The organism is Halomonas sp. WWR20, from assembly GCF_054602495.1.
The window spans coordinates 13,480-34,118 of the sequence record NZ_JBTRHR010000016.1; the positions used below are offsets into that span (position 1 = coordinate 13,480).

Annotated in this window: 20 protein-coding genes; 9 read left to right on the forward strand and 11 right to left on the reverse strand. The window is 61.7% G+C overall.

The window, feature by feature from the left end; genetic code table 11:
• Positions 1-478: 478 nt before the first annotated feature.
• A complete protein-coding gene (locus ACW4DH_RS18545; protein WP_459637887.1) occupies positions 479-1,057 on the forward strand; it encodes a PRC-barrel domain containing protein in 579 nt (192 codons plus the stop codon).
• 203 nt (positions 1,058-1,260) lie between these two features.
• On the opposite strand, the gene ACW4DH_RS18550 is transcribed toward ACW4DH_RS18545, so the two are convergent.
• The 6 genes from ACW4DH_RS18550 to ACW4DH_RS18575 all read right to left on the reverse strand — a co-directional run bounded on the left by ACW4DH_RS18550 (position 1,261) and on the right by ACW4DH_RS18575 (position 6,721).
• Entirely contained in the window at positions 1,261-1,650 is a 390-nt protein-coding gene (locus tag ACW4DH_RS18550) for a DUF4168 domain-containing protein (protein WP_459637888.1), read from the reverse strand.
• A 150-nt stretch (positions 1,651-1,800) separates the two neighbouring features.
• A complete protein-coding gene (locus ACW4DH_RS18555; protein WP_459637889.1) occupies positions 1,801-3,114 on the reverse strand; it encodes a pyridoxal phosphate-dependent aminotransferase in 1,314 nt (437 codons plus the stop codon).
• Positions 3,115-3,142: 28 nt separating this feature from the next.
• The gene (locus tag ACW4DH_RS18560) at positions 3,143-4,054 is read right to left on the reverse strand and encodes a MurR/RpiR family transcriptional regulator (RefSeq protein WP_459637890.1); all 912 of its coding nucleotides are present in this window, start codon (positions 4,052-4,054) and stop codon (positions 3,143-3,145) included.
• Between the two features lie 245 nt (positions 4,055-4,299).
• Positions 4,300-5,259 carry a 5-oxoprolinase subunit C family protein gene (locus ACW4DH_RS18565; protein WP_459637891.1) on the reverse strand — a complete coding sequence of 320 codons (960 nt, stop codon included), beginning with the start codon at positions 5,257-5,259 and terminating at the stop codon, positions 4,300-4,302.
• Entirely contained in the window at positions 5,256-5,972 is a 717-nt protein-coding gene (locus tag ACW4DH_RS18570; RefSeq protein WP_459637892.1) for a 5-oxoprolinase subunit B family protein, read from the reverse strand. Before ACW4DH_RS18570 ends, ACW4DH_RS18565 begins: the two co-directional genes overlap by 4 nt.
• A complete protein-coding gene (locus tag ACW4DH_RS18575) occupies positions 5,969-6,721 on the reverse strand; it encodes a 5-oxoprolinase subunit PxpA (protein WP_459637893.1) in 753 nt (250 codons plus the stop codon). The genes ACW4DH_RS18570 and ACW4DH_RS18575 overlap by 4 nt, the downstream gene beginning before the upstream one ends.
• Before the next feature lie 246 nt (positions 6,722-6,967).
• Here ACW4DH_RS18575 and ACW4DH_RS18580 point away from each other — a divergent pair, with 246 nt between their 5' ends.
• From ACW4DH_RS18580 to ACW4DH_RS18600, 5 genes are all read left to right on the forward strand, one after another.
• Entirely contained in the window at positions 6,968-7,405 is a 438-nt protein-coding gene (locus ACW4DH_RS18580) for a VOC family protein (RefSeq protein WP_459637894.1), read from the forward strand.
• A 79-nt stretch (positions 7,406-7,484) separates the two neighbouring features.
• A complete protein-coding gene (locus tag ACW4DH_RS18585; RefSeq protein WP_459637895.1) occupies positions 7,485-8,381 on the forward strand; it encodes a LysR family transcriptional regulator in 897 nt (298 codons plus the stop codon).
• Between the two features lie 137 nt (positions 8,382-8,518).
• A complete protein-coding gene (locus ACW4DH_RS18590) occupies positions 8,519-9,508 on the forward strand; it encodes a TRAP transporter substrate-binding protein (RefSeq protein ID WP_459637896.1) in 990 nt (329 codons plus the stop codon).
• 65 nt (positions 9,509-9,573) lie between these two features.
• On the forward strand, positions 9,574-10,131 hold the full coding sequence (locus ACW4DH_RS18595; protein ID WP_459637897.1) for a TRAP transporter small permease: 558 nt from the start codon (positions 9,574-9,576) through the stop codon (positions 10,129-10,131).
• 28 nt (positions 10,132-10,159) lie between these two features.
• The gene (locus ACW4DH_RS18600) at positions 10,160-11,464 is read left to right on the forward strand and encodes a TRAP transporter large permease (protein WP_459637898.1); all 1,305 of its coding nucleotides are present in this window, start codon (positions 10,160-10,162) and stop codon (positions 11,462-11,464) included.
• A gap of 76 nt (positions 11,465-11,540) precedes the next feature.
• Here the strand turns inward: ACW4DH_RS18600 and ACW4DH_RS18605 are convergent, their stop codons facing one another.
• Complete coding sequence (locus ACW4DH_RS18605) at positions 11,541-13,121, reverse strand: aldehyde dehydrogenase (NADP(+)) (protein ID WP_459637899.1); 1,581 nt, start codon at positions 13,119-13,121, stop codon at positions 11,541-11,543.
• A 143-nt stretch (positions 13,122-13,264) separates the two neighbouring features.
• Positions 13,265-14,152 carry an aldose 1-epimerase gene (locus tag ACW4DH_RS18610; protein WP_459637900.1) on the reverse strand — a complete coding sequence of 296 codons (888 nt, stop codon included), beginning with the start codon at positions 14,150-14,152 and terminating at the stop codon, positions 13,265-13,267.
• Between the two features lie 224 nt (positions 14,153-14,376).
• Here ACW4DH_RS18610 and ACW4DH_RS18615 point away from each other — a divergent pair, with 224 nt between their 5' ends.
• Both ACW4DH_RS18615 and ACW4DH_RS18620 read left to right on the forward strand, forming a co-directional pair.
• Complete coding sequence (locus tag ACW4DH_RS18615; protein WP_459637901.1) at positions 14,377-14,742, forward strand: hypothetical protein; 366 nt, start codon at positions 14,377-14,379, stop codon at positions 14,740-14,742.
• Positions 14,743-14,753: 11 nt separating this feature from the next.
• Entirely contained in the window at positions 14,754-16,775 is a 2,022-nt protein-coding gene (locus ACW4DH_RS18620) for a pyrroloquinoline quinone-dependent dehydrogenase (RefSeq protein ID WP_459637902.1), read from the forward strand.
• A 226-nt stretch (positions 16,776-17,001) separates the two neighbouring features.
• Here the strand turns inward: ACW4DH_RS18620 and ACW4DH_RS18625 are convergent, their stop codons facing one another.
• Complete coding sequence (locus tag ACW4DH_RS18625; RefSeq protein ID WP_459637903.1) at positions 17,002-17,373, reverse strand: DUF2306 domain-containing protein; 372 nt, start codon at positions 17,371-17,373, stop codon at positions 17,002-17,004.
• A 79-nt stretch (positions 17,374-17,452) separates the two neighbouring features.
• Here ACW4DH_RS18625 and ACW4DH_RS18630 point away from each other — a divergent pair, with 79 nt between their 5' ends.
• Positions 17,453-18,049 (forward strand): TetR/AcrR family transcriptional regulator, encoded by a 597-nt coding sequence (locus ACW4DH_RS18630; RefSeq protein ID WP_459637904.1) that lies wholly within the window; start codon positions 17,453-17,455, stop codon positions 18,047-18,049.
• A 52-nt stretch (positions 18,050-18,101) separates the two neighbouring features.
• Here ACW4DH_RS18630 and araH read toward each other — a convergent pair whose 3' ends face one another.
• A complete protein-coding gene (araH, locus tag ACW4DH_RS18635) occupies positions 18,102-19,118 on the reverse strand; it encodes an L-arabinose ABC transporter permease AraH (protein WP_459637905.1) in 1,017 nt (338 codons plus the stop codon).
• A gap of 22 nt (positions 19,119-19,140) precedes the next feature.
• Complete coding sequence (gene araG, locus ACW4DH_RS18640) at positions 19,141-20,634, reverse strand: L-arabinose ABC transporter ATP-binding protein AraG (protein WP_459637906.1); 1,494 nt, start codon at positions 20,632-20,634, stop codon at positions 19,141-19,143.
• Positions 20,635-20,639 lie beyond the last annotated feature (5 nt).

The window sequence follows — 20,639 nt, forward strand, 5'->3', positions numbered from 1 at the left end:
ACAAAACGCACCACAGCCTTTTCCAAATCCACAGCGGTAGAATTCAATCCACAAGATATCTTATGTACGAGATTATCAAAATAGCCGATTTGTTCATCTACGGCCAACCGGCAAGAAGCTGCTCGCCACCAAGCTAAAATACCGCGGGCAAAGCTGTCTTCTTGGAGCGTGATCAATGGAAACGAGCTTGAAAATTCATAATATCCTCTTATGCTTTACATAGTTATGCAAAAGACCAGCAGCCGACAGGGTTATCATTGAACTTGTTGTAAAAGCGAAGATCATATTCAATCGAGACCTAGCCCGCTGTCCTGATATAGAAAGGTTTGATATAGAAAGACTATACGACGGGATGGAGGAAGAATGATGCCGGGAAGGATATCCTGGCATTAACGATGATCAGGTAAGCCTGTCATCAGCAAGCGTTGCACGAGTCCGCATTTCGCAGCGCCCACTTGGAAAGCAAGGAGCACCTACTATGCGTCAACCACTCTATCATGCCATTGTCACTGCCCTCATCGCTGGCGGTCTAGCTGCGAGCGGTAATGCACTGGCCCAAGACTCGCAACAGCCCCCCCAACCTCAAGGGCTGTATTCCGCCGATGAGTTAATGGATGCCGACGTCTATCTCAATGATAATCGTGACGAAGATATCGGCGACGTCGAAGATATCCTGCTTGGCGAAGACATGAGCGTTCAGGCCTTGATATTCGAAGCTGGCGGTGTACTTGACATAGGCGACAACGATTACGTGGTCGAAAAGGGACAGTTTACGGTCGAGACTACGGAAAACGCCAGTCTGGATAACTTGGGCTATCGGGTATACCTCGACATGAGCCGCGACGAGATAGAACAGTTGCCCGAGTATAATAACCAGTGGTGGACCGCAGCCAAGAACCAATCCGCTCAAGCGTGGGAAAATACCCAAGAAGGTGCCTCAAGTGCTTGGCAAAACACCAAAGAGGGAGCAGCCAGCGCTTGGGAGAGTACCAAGGACGTGACTTCCGATATTCTTGATAACGCCAGCGAAGCGATCGATAACGATCGAGACAATTAAACTGCCATAGCCTTTGTGTGCAGTTTCGCTGCAAAAGCCTACCGCAAATACGGTAGGCTTTTTTAATTTCAATGATGGCTAGTTATGGCTGGTCAAAAATACCTTTGTTTTAAGGATTAAGGTTAAACAACCTCATAACCTAAACAAAGGCCACCTCGATGGGTGGCCTTTAGGGATGTCCGCCATGCCTGACGTCATGCCGCTTACTGTTGCTGCTGCGCCATCTGCTGTACACGCTGCATTAGCTGGGGATCCTGCTGAATCGCCTGCCCAATGTTGTTGAACTCTTCAATGCTCATGCCGCTATCCTGTACTGCACCTACCATAGCGTCATTGGCTTCCTGACGAATCTGCTGCTGAGCGGCTTCGTCTTCCGCATTCTGCAACTGACCGGTATATTCCTGAGAAATGCTGGCGATTTCCTGAGAAACATCCGCGAACTGCTGCAGCTGCTCGTCGGAAAAATTCTGTGCCTGGGATTGAGCAGCGCCTGCGCCACCGGCAGTGTCAGAATTCTCCTGAGCGATGGCCGGTACAGCCGCCATGCCCGTGGCCAGTAGCGCAGCCGACAAGAATGCAGTGATCCGTTGCATGAAAACCTCCAAGGTATTGCAATGTGTGTACCCAAGTGTGACGCACTCACGCCTGCTTAGTTCCACCTTTCTTGTAACATATTGAAAAATGAAGTGTAAATGTCACCAAGCCCGTCGCAGGCTGGCGACAAGCAACGATACGAGCACTCATCAGAGCCAGCCGATCATCGATTCCATCCCCTGACGCAGGCGCGCGAAGGCAGGAAGCTCCACCCATTGCCCCGTTTCAGGCGTATCCGCTTTCATCGCAGCCTCTCCATCGAAATCCACATAGGCGAGCCGGACCGTCAACTGCTCGGGAGCACAACCGAACGCCGATCCCGGCAACAGGGCCACGCCCCGTTCCTCAAGCAAGCGTGAGGTCAATTGAACGCTCGTGGCAATCCCCCTCGCCGCCAGATTTTTGCGGTGCGTCTCGAAATCCGCAAACACATAGAAACCGCCCTCGGGCATATGAGTGCGAATGCCCGCCTGATTGAGGCGTGCCGCACACCATTGGCCAACGTCGCGCAAGATGTCCCGCTGTCGTTGTACGTAGGCCAGCAATTCGGGGGTTGCATCGTAGGCGGTAACGGCTGCTTCCTGCACGGGGCTGGCCACACTCGACCAAGTCTCCGAGGCCACGCCCAGCATGCGCGCCAGCAACTCATCCCCCAACGCCGTTGGCACGTGGGCCACACCCAGACGCCAGCCCCCGGCGCCGCACCACTTGGATAGGCCACTGGTCGTCACCGTGGCCTCCGGATAGTCGCGGGCGAAGGCCCGATGCTCGCCCTGATGATGCAACATCGCGTAGATCTCATCGGACAGCACCAGCACCCCATGTCGGCGAGCCACGTTCGCCAGGTCGCGCTGCATCGATGCGCTCATCGACAATCCGGTGGGATTGCCCGGGGCGTTGAGCACCAGCAGCCTCAGCCGGGGGCCACCCGCCCGGCAGTGCGCATCGAGCTGCTGCGGCGTGATTTGCCAGCGCGTGGCGAAGGCGGTTTCCATACGCACCGCCTGCTGACCGGCCATTCTGGCCTGCGGTGCATAGGAGACCCAGGCCGGTGCGGAAATCAGTATCTCGGTCGGTGGCAACGCTTTCATCAGCGTGAACAGCAACAGCTTGCTGCCCGGGGCGATCATGACCCGATCCGCCTCCCATGGCGTGGCATCCATACGGCGGTGGAAAGCCGCCACTTGCGCTCGTAGGGACGCCAATCCCTGTACTGGCAGGTACGCCTTGTCACCGGCATGCCGAGCCAGAGCCTTCACCGCGGGCTCAAACACCGGAAACGGTGATTGGCCGAAGCCGAACTTGACGATATGCCGGCCTTGCGCTTCCAGGAGCCGCGACTGCTCATTGATCAATAGCGTGTCGGACGCGCGTGTCGCCTCCTGAGCATCGCCGTAGCTGTATTGCAGCCACTGCGCGGCAGCAGGCGAAGGGTGGTCATAACCGGTAACGGTGGGATTCATGCGGCAACCTTCTATCAGAGTGGGTAGGTTATTCGATAGCGAGGCGCTGGATCAGCGCCTCGCGCCGGCGGATGGCGCTCACCGCAGTGGATCCCATGCCATGCGCGACACGCGACAGCAGCAACTCCACCAGCAGGAACAGGCTGCCCATCGGATTGAAGAAAAACGGACCCTCGGCGGGAGCCACCAGCAATGTGTCGGTCAGCCCTGCCAGTTGCGCATTGCTATGGTTGCTGAGCGCGACCAGCGAGGCGCCCTGCTCCGTCGCCAAGCGACAGTATTCCACGCTGGCGCGGGTTTCCGGCCGAAAGGCAATGCCGATGACCAGATCCTCCGGCCCCAGGCGCAGCACATGCTCCACGCCGACGCCCGCCTGCAGCGAAGCCAGCTGTACCCCGTCGCGCAAATAATCCAGGTAGTACGCAAGGTAGTGCGCCGCGCCGAAGCTGGCCCGCAGCCCTACCACATGGATATGCCGGGCCTCGATGATCTGCTGCACGGCCGCTTCAAGGCGCGTCGTGTCGAGGCCTTCCACCGCCGCCGACAGATTGGCCATCTCCTGCTGCCACAAGGCCGAATCCTTCCCCGACTCGTCGGCCATCGCCTGCGGCATCTCGCCAAAGTCGAGCAGTCGCTCCGCCCGGGTCGAATAGAAGGCGCTCCCGGCCAGATCATTACGGAACAGCGCCTGCATCGCCTTGAAGCCGGAAAAGCCCAGCGCATGCGACAGGCGCGTCAGGCTCGAGGCATTGACGCCATGGCGTCCGGCCAATTGCGAGATACTCGAAAGTCCCGCTGCCTCAGGCGTGGTAAGCAGCCCTTCCAACAGCGCCAGCCCCTTGGGCGAGAGTTTGAGTTCCGGCGCCTCGCCGCGACGGGCACGCAACGCCAGCGCTTGCAGTTCGACGTAACGCTCGGGAGGCAAGGGGGAAGCAGGCATGCAGGGCTCCAGCAGTGGATCGATGATGTTCACTCTAGAAGGTTCGCCCCACCAATACAAATAAATTTCCTTTTATGGAAATTTATTTTCAAAGCGAGACGACAATATCTTCCACCTCATTGTTGGCGTCATTACACGTGAGCCGTCGAGCCGGCACCAGGCGCCATGGGTGAGCTTGAATGGAAAGGTAGGAAAACAGCAGTTAGTCGATGATTCAGACGGACAGGACCCGGCCAGTGGCAGGCTTATGCCTGCCACACTGCCAGTTGTTTCAGATACGTTTCGCGCGCCTGCCCCGCTGTCACCGGCTGCAGGCGAATCGTTGTTCCCGGCAGGCATTGTGCCAGGCGGGCGCAGGCGAGTGGGGTCAACGCTCCCAGACGCGGATAGCCGCCGATCGTCTGGCGATCATTGAGCAATATGATGGGCTGACCGTCGGCAGGCACCTGGACGGCGCCGAGCGGAATGCCCTCGGAAACCATCCCTTGGCCGGTACGCTGCAGAGCCGGGCCGGTCAGGCGCACGCCCATGCGGTCGGCACGGCTGTCGACCTGCCAAGCGCTATTGAAGGCAGCGAACAGGCTGGCGCCAGTGAACTCGGCGATCTGAGCGCCAGCCACGAGTTCAAGTGTCACCGGTTCATCCGGTCCCCCCGGCATGTCGGGTAACGGCATCGGCAGGGTACGCTGAGCGTCGCCGCTTCCCGACCAGACCAACCGATCACCGTCGGCGAGCGAACCGCCTTCACCCTCCAGCCCCCCGAGGCCTTCGCGCATCACGCTCGAGACGCTGCCGAGTACCGGCGTGGCGTCGAGTCCTCCGGGAAAGGCCAGATAGGCTCGCAAGCCGACTCGAGGACTGGCGAAGGCGAGACGCTGGCCGGCCCGGATCTCGAAGCATTGCCCTGCTGCCAGCGGTTCGCCCGCCAACGTGGCGCCCAAGTCGGCACCGGCCAGCGCCAGCGTCGTTGTCGACTCGGCACGCAGTATCAACCCACCCACGGCGATCTCGAGCCCGGGCGCGGCAGGTGCGTTACCCAGCAACCAGTTGGCCCAGCCCAGCGAGACCCAGTCTGCGGCGCCGCCTTGAGTCACGCCCAGATGGCGTACACCGAAACGGCCGCCATCCTGAACCAGCGCCAGCGGGCCGGCACGCTCGACAACCAGAGCATTCGGTGACGTTTCTTTCATTCGCACTGCGTTCATCCCCTTTCCTCCAACGGCGTGGGATCACCACCCTGGGCGATGAACCCCTCGCGGGAGATGGCCTCGAAACGCACCTTATCGCCAGGACGGAACAGGCTATAGCCGTCACGATTGCGGTCGAACAGCGCCACCGGCGTGCGTCCGAGGATATTCCAGCCGCCGGGCGAACGCGACGGGTAGATCGCCGTCTGACGATCGGCGATGCCCACGCTGCCTGGCGCGACCTTCTGACGCGGCGTCTTCAGGCGCGGCGTGGCCAGATCCTCCTCGACCAGCCCCATGAAGGCGTAACCGGGCGCGAAGCCCAGCGCGAAGACGCTGTAATCACGTCCGCAGTGGCGGGCGATGAGTTCCTCGACGTCTGTTCCCAACCGCGCGGCGATACGCGGCAACTCCGGTCCCACTCTCTCGTCGTACCACACCGGAATCACATGGCGCTGCCCGCCACTCCCGGCGACGGGCACTAAGCCTTCGAGGGCCTCGCGCACGAGTCTGCGCGCCTCCTCAAGGCCCAGACGCCGGATGTCGTAGTGCACCAGCAGTGTGGTATAGGAGGGCACGAGGTCGATCAGCGTGTCATCGAAAGTGTCGCGCAGTGCCTGATCGGCGGCCAACACCCACGGCATGTTGGCTTCGTCGATGCTCTCGAACAGACGCACGATGAGGCTATCCATGCCCACCGTTTCCAGCCGTGGTGTCAGAGGCCTCTTCATGCCTGCTCCAGAGCCTGGAACGCCTCGCGAATGGCACGCACGGCGGCCACCGACTCGGCATTGTCACCATGCACGCAGAGCGTGTCGGCGGGCAGCGAGAGCGTACTGCCGTCATTGGCCGTCAACGCCTCGCCCTTGGCCAGGGTCACCGCCTGGGCAACGATCGCTTCGCGGTCATGATGCACGGCCCCCGTCAGGCGCCGCGAGACCAGATGGCCCTGGGCATCGTAGGCGCGGTCGGCAAAGGTTTCGAACCACAGCGTCACGCCCATCTCTGCGGCCAGGGCGCGCATCGGCGCCGGATCGGCGGTGGCCATGACCAACAGCGGCAGCGAACGGTCGTAGCGAATCACCGCCTGCATTGCGGCACGCAGCAGTTCGGAGTCGCGCGCCATGTCGTTGTAGAGCGCACCATGCGGCTTGACGTAGCTGACACGCGCACCTTCGGCGCGACAGATGCCCTCCAGCGCGCCGATTTGATAGAGCATCATATCCTCGACTTCACTCGGCGAGCATGCCATCGAACGCCGCCCGAACCCCTGCAGGTCCGGATAGGCGGGATGCGCGCCGATACGCACCTCATTTTTCACCGCCAGAGCGACCGTACGGCGCATGATGCCAGGGTCGGAGGCATGAAAGCCGCAGGCGATATTGGCACAGTCGACGTAGGGCATGACCTCCTCGTCGAGCCCTGTTCGCCAGTTACCGAAGCTTTCGCCCATGTCGCAGTTGAGAAGGGGAAGGCACATGACGTTCACCTCTGTCATTGTTATGGCTGAATGCCACTCTAGGGAAAGCCATACGAACGGGTCCAATCGTTTTTCGCGATGCGCAATATCGGCGCAGACTTTCATGCGTGGCGTTGACGAAACGAGTTGACGCCAGGCCTCGACGAGTTGAAGAATCAAGCTTCTCGACTTCCCCGTGTACTGGAAGCGCTTTCCATTCTCGGACACTTCAATGTTCGACAACGCCACCTAGCGAGGATGCTCTCCATGGCTGTCAGCGATCCGTTCCATCTCGCCATCCAGGTCCGTGACATCGACGAGGCTCGCCGCTTTTACGGCGATTTCCTGGGCTGCCCCGAAGGCCGCTCTTCCGACTCCTGGGTCGATTTCAACCTTTACGGACACCAGTTCGTTTGTCATTTGAATCCAGCGCTGAAAAGCGAAGGGGTGGCCAGCCACAAGAACCCGGTCGACGGCCACGGCGTACCGGTACCGCATTTTGGCGTGGTGCTGGAAACGGACGCCTGGCAAGCGCTGGCCGACAAGCTGCGTGACCACGGCGTCGAATTCGAGATCGAGCCCTACATCCGCTTCAAGGGCGAGCCGGGCGAGCAGGCCACCATGTTCTTCTATGACCCTTCCGGCAATGCACTGGAGTTCAAGGCCTTCAAGGACCGCGAGACCCAACTGTTCAAGAAGGCCTGAGCCAGGCCGCAACCGCCTGCGTTCGCCGGAGAGACGTGGGTCCGGTTCGCCTCTACGCGTGTAAAGCAGGACACGATACATGTTCGATTTCAAGGAACTCGAGGCGTTCGTCTGGGTCGTGCGGCTGGGCTCGTTCCGCAAGGGCGCCGCTAGGCTGCACATCACCCAGCCGTCGATCTCCGACCGCCTCACGCGTCTGGAAACCAGCGTCGGCGAGTCGCTGCTCGAGCGCTCGGCGCGCCCCGTGCAGCCCACCCTACGCGGGCGCGAGTTCTTCGCCCACGCCGAGCGTCTGTTGAATGGACGCGAGGAAGCGATGCGCCTGTTCCAGGACGAGGAATCCTTCTCCGGCACCCTGCGCCTGGGCGTCATCGAGACCATCGCCAGCAGTTGGTTTCCCACGTTCATGCGCCGCCTCGCCGAGCGTTACCCGCAGTTGACCATCGAGCTGATGGTGGATATCTCGCCGTTTCTCCATCAACGTCTCGCCGATAACGATCTCGACATGCTCTTCGCCATGGACGGTGTCGCAGCGGGGCTCTGCGCCGTACAAACGCCGCTGTGTACCTATGAGATGGGTATGTTCGCCGCCCCGGCGCTGGCCGCTCGGCTGCGAAGGGGTGGCCGCGAGGCGTTTGCCCAGGCGGCGTTCATCTCCTTCAGCAAGCAGGCGCGCCCCTACAGCGAACTGGTGACCTATCTGGCGGCGCGCCGTGTCGAGGCGCCCAAGATCCACTGTTCGAGCACGCTGATGACCATCATGCGTATGAGCATCGAGGGCCTGGGCATCGGCGTGTTGCCGGTCGCCACGGTACGCGACGCAATGGAGAACGGCGAACTGGAGCGTCTGCCCTTGGAAGAGCCGCTGCCCCCGATGATCTACGAGGCTATCTGGCGCAGTGCCAACTACCCGAGCTTTTGCGCCAGCGTGGCGCGCCTCGGCAAGCAGTGCGCGGCGGATTACGCGCGCGATTAACGAGAGACTTTCATTACCTTTCGCAATGAAAGGCTGAGCCGATACTTGACATCAAAATTAACGATTTGACCCGACACGCCGCCGCTTGAAGAATGATTTCAATTCCCAAGCTTCAATAACAACGAGGAAACGTTGATATGCGCACTCCCCATTCTCTTGTCTGGCTGGCGACATTGGGCTCCCTGGCCTTTGCCACCAGCGCGCTGGCCGCCCAATGGAATCTCGCCACACCTTACGGCGATGCCAGTTTCCACACCCAAAACACCAAGCAGTTTGCCGAGGATGTCGCCGCCGCCACCGATGGCGACCTAACCATCACCGTGCATAGCGGCGGGTCGTTGATCGCCCACCCCGAAATCAAGCCTTCCGTGCGGCGCGGTACCGTCCAGGCCGGTGAGGTATTTCTCTCCATCCTCTCCAACGAGTCGCCAATCTACGAAGTCGACACCCTGCCCGGCCTGGCCGGCAGTTACGCGGACGCTTATGACCTGTGGCAGGCCTCCAAGCCGATAATCACCCAGATGTTCGCCGAACAGGGATTGATGCCACTATACGCCGTCGCGTGGCCGGCCCAGGGGATCTATACCGATTTCGAGCTTACCGATGCGTCCCAGTTCGAGGGGCTGCGCGTGCGTGCGCCCAATATCAACACACAACGCTTCGTTGAAAACCTCGGCGGTACACCGACCGCAACCGAGGAGGCCGATATTCCGACCGCCTTCAGCACCGGCCGGGTCGATGCCATGATCACCTCGGTATCCACCGGCAACTCCATGTCGGCGTGGGATTACGTCTCCCATTACAGCGATGCCAAACTGTGGTTGCCCAAGAATATCGTGTTCGTCAACCAGCGGGCCTTTGACCGCCTTGATGAAAGCAACCAGCAGGCCGTGCTCGATGCCGCCGCCAAGGCCGAGCGCCGCGGCTGGCAGATGAGCCGCGAGGACAGTGCCCAGAGTGCCGAGGCACTGAAAGCTCACGGCATCACCCTCTCGACACCCAACGAGGCGCTGGCCGCCGATCTTAAGGCCGCCGGCGATCAGCTCTTCCAGGATTGGCAAAGCCGTGCCGGTGAGCAGGCCCATGAGCTGGTCGAGCGCTACCGCGAACGCCAGGCCGCGCAATAAACCACCCTCGCCCGCCCAGCATTTCCGGTGCTGGGCGGCGTCCTCACCGTTTGTGAGTGACCGACATGACCTTCAGATTCGACAGACTCTATCGCCTCGGTGCCTGGGGTGCCGCTATCTGCATGTTGGCTATCTGCCTCATGGTCACCCTGCAGGTACTCTTGCGCTGTCTGGACGCCCTATTGGTGCTGGTCGGTGCCGCGCGGCTAGGCATCGAGATCCCGGGGGTTGCCGAACTCGCCGCTTACCTACTGGTGGGTGCGACCTTCCTGAGTTTGGCCTACACCTTCACGCACCATGCCCATATTCGTGTGACGCTGCTCATCTCGCGGTTACCGGCGGTCATGCGTGTGTGGGTCGAGGCCGCCTGCCTACTGATCGCGCTGGCGCTGAGCGTACTGTTGGCCTGGGAACTGGTCGGACTGATCCGCGAAAGCCTTGATTACGGTGACGTCTCCTCCGGGCTGCTGGCGATTCCGCTATGGATTCCGCAGACAGTTCTGGTCGTTGGCATTGCGCTGATGTGCCTGGCATTGCTCGAAACGCTGGTCGCCACGCTGACTGCCGCCCTGACGGCTCCCTCCCGCTACGTGGCTCCCGAGTCGCAGGAGGGGGGCGAATGATGCCTGCCAAAGAGTGTGGAAACGTCCTATGCTGACCCTCAGTCTCGCCACGATTCTCGCCCTCGCCCTACTGCTCGGCGGTGGCGTGTGGATCGCCTTCGCCCTGCTTGGCACCGGCTGGATCGTCCTGAGCTTTTTCAGCAGCTTTGAGCCTGGCCCGATCCTCGCCTCCGATTTCTGGGGCGCCAGCTATGGCTGGGATCTGACTGCCCTGCCGATGTTCGTATGGATGGGTGAGGTGCTGTTCCGCTCCGGTCTGGCCGACAATATGTTCCGTGCCCTGGCGCCCTGGCTCAATCGCCTGCCGGGTCGCCTGCTACATTCGAACATCATCGGCAGCGGCCTGTTCGCCGCCGTGTGCGGCTCCTCGGCGGCGACCTGCGCCACGGTGGGCAAGATGACCCTGCCCGAACTGGAGCGGCGTGGTTATGACAGTGGAATGGCCATCGGCACGCTGGCCAGTGCCTCGACGCTAGGGCTATTGATTCCACCGTCGATCATGATGATCGTCTACGGCGTGGTCACCGAGCAGTCGATCTCGCAATTGTTCATTGCCGGCGTGCTGCCCGGTCTACTGCTGTTGGGGCTTTTCATGGCCTACCTGATCGGCTGGTCGCTGTGGATCGGCCAGCCCCGTGGAAGTGCAGGCCATGAGGAACCGCACCAGCCACTGTTGGAAAAACTGCGCAACAGCGCCCAGCTGATTCCGCTGCTGGTGCTGATCGGCGGCATCCTCGGCAGCATCTACGGTGGGCTGGCCTCGCCCACCGAGGCTGCCGCCGTGGGCGTGGTGCTGTCGATACTGATTGCCCGCTGGAACGGTCACTTCGACAAGGCGATCTTTCTCGACTCGCTATTTGCCGCGCTGCGCACGTCGTGCATGATCGCCTTCATCATCGCCGGCGCCTCGTTGCTGTCCTCGGCGATGAGTTTCACCCAGTTGCCCATGCAACTGGCCACGAGCATCGCCGAGATGGGATTGTCACCGACCGCCCTGCTGGTGGTGTTGACGCTGTTCCTGCTGGTGCTGGGCTGCTTTCTCGATGGGATCTCGCTGATCCTGCTGGTGACATCGATCGTCATGCCGCTGATCGACGCTGCAGGTTTCGATCTGATCTGGTTCGGCATCTATCTGGTCATCGTGGTCGAGATGTCGCAGATCACTCCTCCGGTGGGCTTCAATCTGTTCGTCATCCAGGGCATGACCGGCAAGGACATTCTGACCATCACCCGTGCGACACTGCCGTTTTTCCTGTTGATGATCGTCGCCATTGTACTGATGCATCTGTTCCCCGGCATCGTGCTCTATCTGCCTCAGGCGATGAGCGGTTAAGTTCCTCGAATCGGCACGAGAAAAGGCCACCGGGCAATCCCGGTGGCCTTTTTCATGTCATCGACGCGAAAGGCGCCTAAACGGTTTCGCGTGTATATTCGCCGTCCACCAGCCGCAGGATTCCCAACGGATTGGCGTTCTTGAGCGCTTCGGGCAGGAACGCATCCGGCAGGTTCTGATAGCACACCGGACGCAGATAGCGTTCGATGGCCAGCGTGCCCACCGAGGTGCCGCGTGCATCGGTGGTCGCCGGATAAGGTCCGCCATGTACCATGGCATCGCCGACATCCACGCCGGTGGGGTAGCCGTTGAACAGCAGCCGCCCGACCTTGTCCTCGAGAATCGCCATGAGCCCGCCTTGACGTTCGAGATCGACCGGCTCGGCTGCCAGCGTCGCGGTCAACTGGCCATCGAGGCGTCGCGCCGCGGCGACCATCTCTTCAGGTCCATCCACCTCGACCACCACGGTGACCGGACCAAACACTTCTTCGAGCAGCGGTGTCCCTTCGGACCACAACAGCGCCTTGTCCGCCTTGAACAATCGCGCCTCGACCTGGTGTTCGTCGGCCTCACCGCGCGCCACTTCCTGCATGCCGCCGAGCCCCTCGAAGCGCTCGATACCTTCACGGTAATTGTCGCGCAACCCGGCATTGAGCATGTGCTGCCCCGGCTGTTGACGCATCGCCTCGCCCAGCTGTTCGACGAAACGGCTCATCTCCGGAGAGCGCTGTCCAATGATCAGGCCCGGATTGGTACAGAACTGACCGCACCCCAAGGCTACCGAGCTGGCTAGCCCTTGCGCGATCTCGTCGCCACGCTGTTCCAACGCCGTGTCGAGGACGAACACCGGGTTGATGCTCGACATCTCGGCGAACACCGGAATGGGCTCGGGACGCGCCTGGGCCAGATCGAACAGCGCCCGGCCGCCGCGCTGCGAGCCGGTGAAGCCCACCGCCTTGATCACCGGTTCCTGGACCAGTTGGGCGCCGACCTTATCGCCGTAGATCATGTTGAACACACCGCTGGGCATGCCGGTTTTCTCCACCGCGCGACTGATCGCGTTGGCGATCAATTCCGAGGTGATCAGATGGCCGGGATGCGCCTTGACCACCACTGGGCATCCTGCCGCCAGCGCCGAGGCGGTGTCGCCTCCCGCCACCGAAAAGGCGAAGGGAAAATTGCTGGCGCCGAACACGGCCACCGGGCCGAGACCGATTTTCATCTGCCGCAGATCCGGACGCGGCGGCTTGAGTTCTGGATTGGCGCGATCGATACGTGCCCCGAGACAGTCGCCACGCCGCAGGACCTTGGCGAACAGACGCATCTGATTGCTAGTCCGCGAACGCTCACCGGTCAGTCGCCCGTCCGGTAGCGCCGTTTCGCGCTTGACCTCGGCAATCACATCATCGCCCAAGGCATCGATTTCATCGGCGATGGCCTCGAGAAAACCGGCACGCGTTTCCGGCGCCAGAGCGCGATAGGCGGGGAAGGCATCGGCTGCGGCGCGCGCGGCGGCTGTCACTTCCTGTGGCGTGGCTTCGTGAAAAGGCTGGTCGAACGCCTCGCCCGTGGCGGCGTCGATGCTGAACAGCATGGTGTGGCCGCCCTCGGCCAGCCGTGTGCCACCGATGTACTGCTTTCCAAGAATCGTGGACATGCTCTCTCCTTGACGGCGTGCCTGTTGTCACTTACGCCTGCTTAGCCTAATCGAGATGCATGCCCCCGCCACGCAACTCAAGGTCTCGATACAAAAATGACACAGGACGCCATACGCCCTTACCGACACTCACCGTCAGCCGATCAGGCAACGTTGCGCGTGACTTGAAAACGGTAGCGCGCGCGTAGCGTCTGCCCCCGGGCCAACTCGATCAGGCCATGCTCCAACGGCGCTTCGAGATGGTGGGCATTGACATCATGCGTGACGGGCTCAAAGCAAAAAATGTCGGCCTCACGGCCCGGCGAGAACACTTGGTAGCGCGGACAGGGCGGGTCGGAATCGATGTACAGCGTCATCCCCCGAGATGGCCAGGCTAAGCGGGCATGACCATTCCAACCGGTGAAAGGATTATCGATGACCCCATCCGGTAGCGTTCTTGCCTGACGGAAATCCCATTCGGGGCGTTCCTCGACGGAATGCCAGTGCGCGGGCAACTGCTGCGCATCCATTTCCCAGACGCCTTGTGCCGGCGCCTCGACCTCGACGTCCGGGGTGCGGGGCAGCCAGGGATGCAGCCCCATACCGTAAGGCGCCGGCAGGTCCCCCTGATGCGTCACCGCCAGTTCGACGGTCAGCACCGCGCCGACGATGCGGTAGACCAGCGAGGCGTGATAGAGAAACGGCGGCTGATGACTCGACTCCAGTTCGAGACTGACCTGCGAGCTATTCTGTTGTCTGACGCGCCATGTCTGCTGCCAGCCGTCGCCATGCAGGGGCAGCGGTTCTCCGGGCTGGTTGGCCGCCAGCCTGTAGTGCTCGCCCTGCCAGACGAAGCCGCCCGTCCCGATGCGGTTGACCCAGGGCAGCAATGGATATAGCCCCAGCCGGTTGGGGTCGCGTTCATCGTGGCTGCCCGGACGGAAGATCGGCTCCGGCCCGTTTTTTCCCAGTGAATCGAAGCGCACCACCGCGCCTCCGACCTCAGGCGCGACGACCAGGCGCAGCGAGGTATTTTCCAAGGTAATCGGCATATCGCCTCCTCATCGAATCGATCGGTACAGAATAGCGCGGCGAGAGCTCAATGTGACTTGCCTGACCAAGGCTCTACGCCCTGATGAAGATTTATAGTGCTATCCAGTCACTAATTCTGCTTCATGCTAATATAAAGCTCGCTGTTTCAGACGAATAGCAAGGTAAACACCGGAACGAACTTCCAATGTTTCCACCCATCGTTTCACAAGGAGACAGAAACGATATGCCACTCTCCCTTTCGTCCAGACCGGGCGCCATTCTGCTGCTGTTGGCCTCGCTCGCGGGGCTTGCCGTTGCTGTTTATGCCTACTTCACTCCACTGACCGGCGTCACCGGCACTCTCGGGGCGCTGGCCATCATTCTGGTCAGCATCGCGCTGGCCATCCTGTCGCTTGTCCTGCCGGCGCTGAAAGGCCGTGGCGCTCGCAACGCGCTACGCGTTCTGATCCTGCTGGCACTCGTCGGCGCCGGCTTCGCAGGACTCCTTCTGCATCAGTGGTGGTTTTGTGTTGCCATGGCCATAGGTCTTGTCGGACTGATTCTGGACATGATCCGCTCCCCTAAAGCCCACCGCCCCGCCCACTCATGAGGAGCCGCTCCATGGCAACATTGCTATCCACCGCGCAACGCTTCGGCACGGCCGCGGCACTCGCGCTGTTCATCACACCCACGCCGCTGCTGGCACAGGATCAGCCGGCCGCCCAGAACGGGCCTGCCGAGCAGCAGGCCGATACTGCGTCAGGCGATGCCGCCCGCGCACCGATCCCGCTCGTGCCCGCTAAACCGACCTGGGATAGCTTCCACGGTCAACTCAACGCGCAGAAGTACAGCCCGCTCAAACAGATCACTGCCGACAACGTCGGCAAGCTGGAAAAGGTCTGGGAATTCCACACCGGCGACATATCCGATGGTAGCGGCGATACACCGGCCACCGTCTGGTCCGCGACACCGATCTTTGCCAACGACACGATTTACGTAGGCACGCCCTTCTATCGGTTGATCGCGATCGATCCCGGCACCGGCGAGGAGAAATGGAGCTTCGATACCCAAGCGCCGAAGAAGGCACTGACGCAGCCGGTATTGAAGAACCGCGGCGTTTCCTACTGGGAAGCGGATAATCCGGTCGCTGGCGAGTCCTGCCAGAAGATCGTCTATATGGGCACGGTCGATGCGAAGCTTTATGCACTGGATGCCGACAGCGGCGAGCTGTGCAAGGGCTTTGCCGATAATGGCGTGCTGAATGCCAATCAGTGGAACGATACCCACGACAAGTGGCCGCTATCGCTGCTGCAGCCACCGACCGTGGTCGGCGATCATCTGATTCTCGGCTGGGCCGGCATGGACTGGGCGTACGAGCAGGCCCCGCCCGGAACCGTCTGGTCGATCAACGCACGGACCGGCGAACGTGAATGGACCTTCCACGCGCTTCCCGAGGAGTTGCGTCAGAAGAGCGGTACCGCCAACGTGTGGACACACATGTCGGCCGATAGAGAGCATGGCCTGGTCTACCTGCCGGTGTCGTCGCCATCGCCGAACTACTGGGGCGGCAATCGCACCGAAGAGGCGCCGCTGGCGACCTCGACCACGGCGCTCGACATCGATACCGGCGAGGTGGTCTGGTCGCGACAGTGGGTGCATCACGATATCTGGGACTACGATATCAACTCTGCGCCGACGCTGATGGACATCACGGTGGATGGCAAGCAGATTCCCGCACTGGTGCAGGCCACCAAACAGGGCTTCCTGTTTGTGGTCAACCGTCTGACCGGCGAGGATGTCTGGCCGATCGAGGAACGCCCGGTACCGCAGGGAGATGGTTCCGTCGAGGGCGAAGTCTACGCGCCGACGCAGCCCTTCCCGACCAAACCCGCCCCACTGCTCGACCAGTCCGAAAAGCCGGAAATCTGGAACTTAGCCGATGCCGTGGGCTTCGGCCAGTGCTCGCGCCTCTGGGACCAGCTCGAATATCGCGGCATGTACACGCCTCCCACCACAAAGGGCGCGGGTGCGCTGACCTATCCCGACAGCTCCGGCGGCGTACAGTGGGGAGGCGTGGCCTTTGATCCGGAGAGTCAGACGGCCATCGTCAATACCTCGCACATCGTGCAGTACGTCAAGCTTTACGACCGTGAGGCTTATGAAAAGGCTGACAAGGAGGCCGGCAATGAAAGTGGCTATGCGCCCCAGACCGGCGCGCCCTACGGCATGCAACTGATGGTGGCACGTAACTGGCTCGGCATGCCGTGCTGGGAACCGCCTTTCGGTGAGATCGTTGCAATCGACATGCACACCGGCGATGTGAAGTGGCGCCGCCCGGTAGGCGCTTCGCAGCAGTATGGCTTCTTCATGCCCGAAAGCTGGGGCTCGCCCACCATCGGCGGTCCGGCAGTCACGGCCGGCGGGGTCATCTTCATTGGCGCTTCGATGGATGCCAAGCTCCGCGCCTACTCGCTCGAGACCGGCGAAGAACTGTGGTCCGATCAGGCCGAAGCTCCGGCCGTGGCAAACCCCTCGGTCTACGAGTACAAGGGCCGCGAATATGTCGCCTTCGTCGCGGGCGGCAATACGATCCTCAAGGATCAGGTCGGCGATCAGATCGCCGTCTACGCGCTACCCGAATAAGCCTAAAAAACGCGAGTAATCGGTAAAACGGGGCGGGCCTTTGGCCCGCCCCGTTTTACTTTGTTTTGCAAAAACCGCAGGAACTGCATTTATGGGTTGAATCCAAGCAGGAAAGCTTCGAGCACACTCGTATTGAAGCGCAACGATATTGACGGCAGTCCAAGGGAAGGCCCCCGGATGATTACCCCCTAGATGGGCGAAGCCCCCCGCCTCAGCCCGTGGCAAATCAAGCGCCGAACAGCCAGCCGCTGATCAGACGCCCCGGAGCCAGGGTGCCCAGACCGGCACCCAGCAGTCCCAGGTAGGCGCCAATCATAAATTTGCGATGGACATTCAAGCGCCGGCGGCGTACCGCCAGCAGTGATATCACCACGCAGGCCAGTATCCAGAGGGAGAGCAGATGAATCACACTGAAGGGCCCGAGTATGGCTAGATCGCCATGCAGCCAGAACGAGGACACCGCCGTTATCACCATCGCCAGCATCCAGGACCAACCCAGCCAGCGGTGTTGCCTTGACCCTTTCGCCGATAGCAGCTGTACGGCACCGAACGTCAGCGCCCAGAGCGCCGCTACCAGGTGAATCCAGACCGCCATCATGGCCTTCTCCCCGGCGGGCTGGGCCCGCATCGGACTTATGTGTATGCTGTGAACATAAGATTAGGAGAGGATGTATACAGTGTCAACATCAACCCCAGACGGTCCCGTGAATCGCTATCATCATGGCGACTTGCGCCGTGCCCTGGTCGAGGAGGGTCTGGAACTGCTGGCAAAGAGTGGCGACGGCGGCTTCAGTCTGCGCGAGCTGGCTCGCCGGGTAGGTGTCACCGCCAACGCCAGCTACCGGCACTTTGCCAACAAGGACGCCTTAATGCAGGCGCTGGCCTCGGAGGGGTTCCGGCGTTTGAGCGCCGCCCAGCGTCAGGCCGACGCGCAGGCCGGAGACGGCGAAACTCTGCTCGCCGGGGGACGTAGCTATATTCGCTTCGCCCACGACAACCCGGCATTGTTCCGTCTGATGTTCAGCGTGATCCCGTCGCAACGGCGCGAGGACGAACTGCGCGAAGCCTCGCAGACGGCCTTCGAGACGCTACGCGAGGCGGTCGCCCGCAGCTGGCCCGAGGCAGCGCCGGATCCGACACGCGTGAACCGCACCGCGCTGCGGGCCTGGGCTCTGGTACACGGCCTGGCCCAACTGTTGCTCGACGGTCAACTGGACGGGTTAGAGGAGGACCCTCTGGGGCTGGCGGAAGCGGTACTGACGGACACCGTATAGCGGTATGGTGCCCTGCCCGGTGATCGTTACGCCAACTTGGTGAAACGCGAGATCAAGCTTTTGCTCTGCGTGTCTGCTTCCAGCGATCGAACATCACCGCCAGCAGCAGAATCGCCCCACGCACCAGATACTGATAGAAGGTCGGCACGTTGAGCAGTCCCATGGCGTTCTGTACGCAGCCCATGATCAGCACCCCGACCAGCACGCCGGTGATCGAGGCCACCCCGCCGGACAACGACACTCCGCCCAGCACACACGCCGAGATGACGGCGAGTTCCAACCCCTGCGAGGTGTTGGGATCGCCCAGGCCCATGCGCGAGGTAAGCAACACCCCGGCGATGCCGGCGACCACGCCCTGCAGCGCGAACACGGTAATCTTGAGCCGGCGCACGTTGACGCCGGCCAGGCTCGCCGCCTCGGCGTTACCGCCAGTGGCCAGCACATTGCGGCCGAAGGCAGTCATGTTGAGCAGCACGCCGAAGATCACGAAGCACACGATCATCGTCCATACCGGCAGGGTCAGGCCCAGGAAGGAGGCACTGCCCAGGTCGAAGAAGCCCGGCACGGTAATCATCACCGCATCGCCACCGGAGGTGATGTAGGCCAGCCCGCGGACGAACTCCATCGCCGCCAGGGTGGCGATCAACGAGTTGATACCGAAGCGCGCCACCACGAAACCGTTGAAGGCCCCCACCGCCCCGCCGGCGGCCACGCCGCCGAGCACCCCGATGATCACACTGCCCGAGGTCGAAGTGATCACTGCCGCGACCACCCCGGCGAAGGCGACGATCGAGGCCACGGAAAGGTCGACCTCGCCCAGCGCCAGCACCATCATCATGGTGGTGGCGATGGTGCCGATGAGCGTCACCGACAGCAGCAGACCGACGATGTTGCGCCCGGTCAGGAAGTCGGGAACCAACACCGACAGGCCGATGAACAGCAGGATGAAGATGGCGATCAGGCCCGAGGTGTCGAGCAGCGTACGCAGTGCCTTGGGCATGCCGCGACGCCCCGCGGAGTCGGCATTGGGGGAATCTGCGGCGCCTTTGGTGAGTTTTTGCGTGGTCATGACGAATTCTCCATAGTCGATATCAGGCGGGTAGCGCCAGCCCCAGCAGGCGCTCAGGCGTCGCCTCGTCTCGCGGTACGATCTCGACCAGCTCACCGTCGCGCATCACGCCGATGCGATCGCAGATCGAACTGACCTCGGCCAGGTCGCTGGAGATCACCACTACGCTCTTGCCCTGCTCGGCCAGATCGTAGAGCAGGGAATAGATGTCGCGTCGCGCTCCCACGTCGATGCCGCGCGTCGGCTCATCCATCACGAACAGCTCGATCTCTTCGGATAACCAGCGCGCCAGGATCACCTTCTGCTGATTGCCGCCGGAGAGTGTGCTGATACGCGTTCTCGCATCCGGCGTCTTGATGCTCAGCTGGCGGATATAGTCGTTGGCGTTGGCCGCTTCGCGTGCCGGGCTGCGGAACATGCCCCAGCGCTTGAAGAAGCGCCGGCAACTGATATTGAGATTGTCGGCGACGCTGGCCACCGGGAAGATGCCCTGCGACTTGCGATCCTCCGGACACATGGCGATGCCGGCACGTATCGCCTCACCCGGGCTGGCGAAACGTCGAGCGTTGCCGTCGAAACGCACCACGCCCTCGTGGGCCCGCTCTACGCCGCAGACCAGCCGCATCAGCTCGCTGCGCCCGGCACCGACCAGACCGAACAGGCCGAACACCTCGCCACGCCGGACGGAGAAGCTCACGGGTGCGTGAACGCCGCGCCCGATCACCCCTTCGACCTCGACCAGGGTGTCGCCATGCTGACGCGTGCGGTAACCGTAGACGTCCTCGATTTCACGGCCGACCATCTCGCTGACCAGCGTGTCGTGGTCGAGATGCTCGAGAGACGTATGTGTCCGCACATGCTGGCCGTCGCGAAAGATGGTCACGGCATCGCACATGTCGAAGACCTCTTCCATGCGATGGGTGACGTAGAGCACTACCCGCCCCTCGTCGCGCAGCCTCGCAACGATACGCTTGAGATGACGGGTCTCCTGCACGGAGAGACTGCTTGTGGGCTCGTCGAAGGCGATGATCCGCGCATCGCGCAGCAGCGCACGACCGATCTCGATCATCTGCTGCTGACCAATCGACAGCTCGCGCACCTTGGTGGCGGGGTGAATGTCCTCCTCACCCAAGTCACGCAGTACCTTGACAGCCCGGTCGTGAAGCGTACGGCGGTCGATGAATCCCCGACGCTCGGGCAATTGCCCGAGCAGCAGGTTCTCGGCCACCGACAGGTTGGGCGACAGGGTCAGCTCCTGATAGATGATGGCGATGCCTTGGGCCAAGGCCTCGCGAGCGTTGGCGAAAACGTGTCGCTGGCCATCGATCCACAGCGCGCCGGCAGTGACCTTGTTGACCCCGCTGAGGACCTTGAGCAACGTCGATTTTCCGGCGCCGTTCTCGCCCATCAGGGCATGCACTTCGCCGGCTTTGGCGCCAAAGCTGACGCCGTCGAGCGCGCGCACGCCGGGAAACTCGACGGTAATACCGTCGAAACGCAGATAAGGTTCGGCCATGATCC